We start from the raw sequence: 4,625 nt of genomic DNA, 5'->3' as shown, positions 1-4,625 counted from the left end.
CGCGGTGCGCGCGTCGATCCACGGGCGCGCCTTGGGCGCGCGCCCGGGGAGGCTCTGCCTCCCCGGACCCCTCCGAGGTATTTGTGAAACCAAAGAAGCAGGAGCGCGCGCTCTTGTGCTTCTTCTTGGTCAAAATACCTCCGGGGGGAGTCCGCAGGACGGGGGGCAGCGCCCCCCCCTTTTGCCCTATCCGGCCAGGGCCTCCGGTACGATGAGGCGCGTTTGCGGCGTAAGAGCGCGGGCGATCCGCAGCAGGTGGTCGGGACGGAAAGCGACGCAGCCTTCGGTCGGGAAGCCGGGGCGGCGCCAGCGGTGCAGGAAGATGGCCGAGCCATGGCCGCGCGTGACTTGCGGCCAGTTCCAGTCGGTCAAAAGCACCAGATCATACAGCCGGTCGGCGCGGCGCAGCTTTTCGTGGCTGTGGGGATAGGGCGCGCGGACCATGAGGTTGTAATCCTCATGGTTCGCATCGTCGGACCACAGGTCGCCCGGACGGATCGGCACGGCCCAGGGCACGGGGCGCGCGACACGGTCGGGGCGGTAGAGCATTCCCGTGATGGCATGGACCCCGGCAGGCGTGGCACCATCGCCCTCGCGCTTGCGGCCCGAGACGCCGCCCCGCCCGATCGTGCAGGGCCACATCCGGCCACGGAACCGCAGGCCCGTAGGCGTCAGCACCATGTCGTCCGGGGACATCATGCAGCCTTTGCGCGGGTGATCCGCTGCATGGCCTGTGCCGCGATTTCGAAGGAGCGCAGCCGCGCGGCGTGATCGTGGATGTTGCCGGTGAGGATGACCTCGTCGGGGCGATGCGCCTCGATCAGCGCGCACAGCTGTGTTTCCACCTGCCCCGGATCGCCGACCGCCGTCACCCGCAGCGCTTCATTCAGGGCCGGCATCGCGCCCGCCGGGACCACCGACGACAGGTCATCCACCGGCGCGGGCAGCTTGCCCGGCGTGCCCGTCCGCAGCCTGTAGAACGCCTGCTGCATGGAGGTGCGCAGGCGGCGCGCTCCAGCTTCGGTCTCGGCAGCGAAGACGTTGATCGCCAGCATGGCATAGGGTTTCGCCATCCTGTCGGAGGGCTGGAAGTAGCGCCGATAGACCTCGAAGGCCTGCTCCAGCGCCGCCGGCGCGAAATGCGAGGCAAAGGCATAGGGCAACCCCAGAGCCGCCGCCACCTGTGCGCCGTACAGCGACGACCCAAGGATCCACAAAGGCACCTCTGTTGCCTCTCCCGGATGGGCACGCACGGATCGGCCCTCGATGCGCGGACCGAACAGCGCCTGCAGTTCCTGTACCTCCTGCGGGAAATTCTCGGACCGCTCCGGATGCACGCCAAGCGCCCGCATCACCGCATGATCGCCGCCCGGCGCGCGTCCGAGGCCAAGGTCGATCCGACCGGGATACAGCGTCGCCAAAGTGCCGAAGGCCTCTGCCACCGCCAGCGGCGCATGGTTCGGCAACATGATCCCCCCCGCGCCCACGCGCATGGTCTTTGTCAGCCCGGCCACGTGACCGATCAGGACGGCGGTCGCCGCCGAGGCGATGCCGGGCATGTTGTGATGTTCCGCAAGCCAGTAACGGTGGTAGCCCCAGCGCTCGGCATGTTGCGCCAGATCGCCACTGTTGCGCAGCGCGTCAGCGGTGGAAGACCCCTCCGGCACGGGGGCGAGGTCGAGCAGGGAATAGTGCATCGGTGCGACTCCTTTGCACCGAGGATGGGCATCCGAACCGGTCAGTTCAAGTCGGAATGCATGTCTGCGGCACGTATCCCGCGCGCAGGACCGCAACAATAGGTTCGGGCGTCAACACCGCCACGCGGCCGGTTGGCGGCCGCGTTTCGGAATAGCCCTCGAAGGACCAGCACCACGCGCGGCCCCGCCACAGCGCCACCGCATCCCGACCGATCTGCACCATGGTCCCCTCCGGCAGGGTCCCGGCCTCAGCCTCAAAGATGATCTTGCCCTGCCGGTTCACCCGTGACCGATGCAGCGCGCGGTCCATGGTTTTGGACATGGTGCGCCCATCCCGCGGGCCGCCAAGCGCCGCCGTCCAGGCCGCGACAAAGTCGCCATACCGCGCTCTCTGGCATTCCCCGCAGGGCCGATGCCCGGCGGACAGGGCCGTCACTTCGTCGAGAAAGAACAGCTCCGTGTAGGTCCCCGGCGACATCGGCACACGGCGGCGCCCCTTGAAGGACAACACGCAGTGGATCCAGAGATCGCCCGCATGGCTGCGCACCACCTGCCGGGAGGCATCATGCAGGATGCCGCGATTGCCCATCAGGCCGCCACGGGCGGGAACGGCATGAAAGCGGCCCCAGGGATCACATCGGTTCTGCAAGGTCATGGCGCAGCCTGCCGCGCCGCGCGCCTCAGAACAAGTGGCCGGATTTCTCGGCCTTCACCGCCAGGTAGCGCGCGTTGTGTTCCGACAGGCCGACCTTCAGCGGCACCCGCTCCGTCACCTGCACGCCGCAGGCTCCCATCATGGCGATTTTGGCCGGGTTGTTGGTCATAAGGCGCACGCTGGAAAATCCCAGCTTTCCAAGGATCTGCGCGCCAAGCCGAAAATCGCGTTCGTCATCCTCGAAGCCCAGGCGGTGGTTGGCCTCGACGGTATCGAACCCCTGATCCTGAAGCGCGTAGGCCCGCATCTTGTTGGCCAGACCGATGCCGCGCCCCTCCTGCTGGAGGTAGAGCAGCACACCCTCGCCCTCCTGCCCCATCTGCCCCAGCGCCGCGTTCAGCTGTGGCCCGCAGTCGCATTTCAACGAGCCCAGCAGGTCGCCGGTGAAACAGGCCGAGTGCAGCCGTGCCAGCACCGGCCTGGCACGATCCGGGCGGCCGACCTCGATGGCGTAATGCTCGTCCGATCCGTCGGCGGGGCGAAAGATGTGCAGGCGCGCATTTTCAGCGGCGCGCAACGGGACACGCGCCGAAACCACATGCTCCAGCGCCGGCAATTCGGCCATCAACGGGGCAGCGCTGCCCGCATCCACCACCACCAGCCCGTTCTGCGCGGCAAACGTCATGCCCACGGGCGCCACCAGCGCGGCAGGCAGCAGGCGCGCGGCCTTGCACAGGGCGATGCCCAGACGGTGCAGGGCCGCATCGCCGCCACGCCGGGTCTGCAAGGGGCCTTTCATTGGATTCGACAGGTCTTCGGACGGGTCCGCCAGACCATGCACCCAGTCGAGCCGCGCGTCCTCGGGCACCACCACCCGGGCCACATCGCCGTCATAGGCGCGCGCCTTCAGCGTCTCGGCCCGCCGATCCGTCAGCGCCAGATCGACCGGCCCCAGCGTCAGGATCTCGGCCAGCCGCGCCCGCGACAGGGTCTCGGCCGAGGCCACGAGCACGGCGCCCGCCGCCCCCGTCAGCACCACCGGCACGCCCATCCTCAGATCGCCGCGTGCGCGTGCCAAAGTCTCGTTCAGATCCGGTTTCATGCCGCCGTCCCCGCGCCGCCCCGTTACAAATTCCTGCAATTTCTGTAACAAAAGCCCCCGCAGGACACGAGACCGTGAAAGCTCTGCCACATTCCTTGTCAGCGCCCCTGCTTGCCGCCATCTGCCCGGAAAGGCAACCATACTTCACGGGAGCATCACGATGGCGCAACTGCGGAACATCCTGCTGGTGGACGACGACGAGGACCTGCGCGAGGCGCTGGCCGAACAACTGGTGATGACCGAGGACTTCGAGGTTTTCGAAGCCGACAGCGCCGCCACCGCCATGGTGCGGGCCAAGGAGCAGATCTACGATCTTATCATCCTCGACGTCGGACTGCCCGACACGGACGGGCGCGAGCTGTGCCGCCTGATGCGCAAGCAGGGGATCAAGTCGCCGATCATCATGCTGACCGGGCACGATTCCGATGCCGACACGATCCTTGGCCTCGATGCCGGGGCGAACGACTACGTGACGAAACCGTTCAAGTTTCCCGTCCTGCTGGCCCGTATCCGCGCCCAGCTGCGCCAGCATGAACAGTCCGAGGACGCGGTCTTCAACGTTGGCCCCTACACCTTCAAACCGGCGATGAAGATGCTGGAAACAGAGGACAACAAGAAGATCCGCCTGACCGAGAAGGAGACGAACATCCTCAAGTTCCTCTACCGCTCGACCGACGGCGTGGTGCCGCGCGACACGCTGCTGCACGAGGTCTGGGGCTACAACGCGGGTGTGACGACCCATACGCTCGAGACGCACATCTACCGCCTGCGCCAAAAGATCGAACCCGATCCCTCGAACGCGCGTTTGCTGGTGACGGAGTCGGGTGGCTACCGCCTGGTGTCGTAACGTCACGATACCTAGGTCGGTCTTCCCGGATAGGTGCCGGGAACATATATCGAAGTTTAGGGATTGATGGATAAGCCTTGACGCAGATCAAAGCGGCATCGGGCGCATATCTTCAGACTGATCCCAAGGGTTCCCGTCGCATATGCGGGTCATCATATGCACCTCCCTGTTGGACTTGGCCCGGGCTTTTGCCCGGGCTTTTTTCTTTTCCGGATCTGGTCGAGGTATTTCGCCTTCGCTTCGCTCAGGCGACCGGCGGCGGGCCCGCGGACCCGCCCCCCCCGGGGGGGGGGGGGCGCCCCCCGCCCCCCCGCCCCCCCGCCG

5 protein-coding genes are annotated in these 4,625 nt (G+C 66.9%); 1 reads left to right on the top strand and 4 read right to left on the bottom strand.

Annotation, left to right across the window (positions count from 1 at the left end; translation table 11 throughout):
- Positions 1-186: 186 nt before the first annotated feature.
- The 4 genes from ACP16H_RS08560 to ribA are packed head-to-tail and all read right to left on the bottom strand — an operon-like array spanning position 187 to position 3,454.
- The gene (locus ACP16H_RS08560) at positions 187-696 is read right to left on the bottom strand and encodes a L,D-transpeptidase family protein (protein ID WP_425072006.1); all 510 of its coding nucleotides are present in this window, start codon (positions 694-696) and stop codon (positions 187-189) included.
- On the bottom strand, positions 696-1,697 hold the full coding sequence (locus ACP16H_RS08555) for an LLM class flavin-dependent oxidoreductase (RefSeq protein WP_425071864.1): 1,002 nt from the start codon (positions 1,695-1,697) through the stop codon (positions 696-698). The genes ACP16H_RS08560 and ACP16H_RS08555 overlap by 1 nt, the downstream gene beginning before the upstream one ends.
- Before the next feature lie 46 nt (positions 1,698-1,743).
- On the bottom strand, positions 1,744-2,352 hold the full coding sequence (locus ACP16H_RS08550; RefSeq protein WP_425071863.1) for a hypothetical protein: 609 nt from the start codon (positions 2,350-2,352) through the stop codon (positions 1,744-1,746).
- Between the two features lie 25 nt (positions 2,353-2,377).
- Positions 2,378-3,454 (bottom strand): GTP cyclohydrolase II, encoded by a 1,077-nt coding sequence (gene ribA, locus ACP16H_RS08545; protein ID WP_425071862.1) that lies wholly within the window; start codon positions 3,452-3,454, stop codon positions 2,378-2,380.
- A 160-nt stretch (positions 3,455-3,614) separates the two neighbouring features.
- On the opposite strand from ribA, the gene ACP16H_RS08540 reads away from it, so the two are divergent.
- A complete protein-coding gene (locus ACP16H_RS08540) occupies positions 3,615-4,301 on the top strand; it encodes a response regulator transcription factor (RefSeq protein ID WP_425071861.1) in 687 nt (228 codons plus the stop codon).
- Positions 4,302-4,625 lie beyond the last annotated feature (324 nt).

Source organism: Sagittula sp. S175 (assembly GCF_049800975.1).
Taxonomy (GTDB): domain Bacteria; phylum Pseudomonadota; class Alphaproteobacteria; order Rhodobacterales; family Rhodobacteraceae; genus Sagittula.
This window is presented reverse-complemented; position numbering and strand designations above follow the sequence as displayed.

Excerpts from the sequence above, each read along its gene's own strand:
- ribA (WP_425071862.1), bottom strand. The coding sequence starts at position 3,454 with ATGAAACCGGATCTGAACGAGACTTTGGCACGCGCACGCGGCGATCTG.
- ACP16H_RS08540 (WP_425071861.1), top strand. The coding sequence starts at position 3,615 with ATGGCGCAACTGCGGAACATCCTGCTGGTGGACGACGACGAGGACCTG.
- ACP16H_RS08555 (WP_425071864.1), bottom strand. The coding sequence starts at position 1,697 with ATGCACTATTCCCTGCTCGACCTCGCCCCCGTGCCGGAGGGGTCTTCC.
- ACP16H_RS08550 (WP_425071863.1), bottom strand. The coding sequence starts at position 2,352 with ATGACCTTGCAGAACCGATGTGATCCCTGGGGCCGCTTTCATGCCGTT.
- ACP16H_RS08560 (WP_425072006.1), bottom strand. The coding sequence starts at position 696 with ATGTCCCCGGACGACATGGTGCTGACGCCTACGGGCCTGCGGTTCCGT.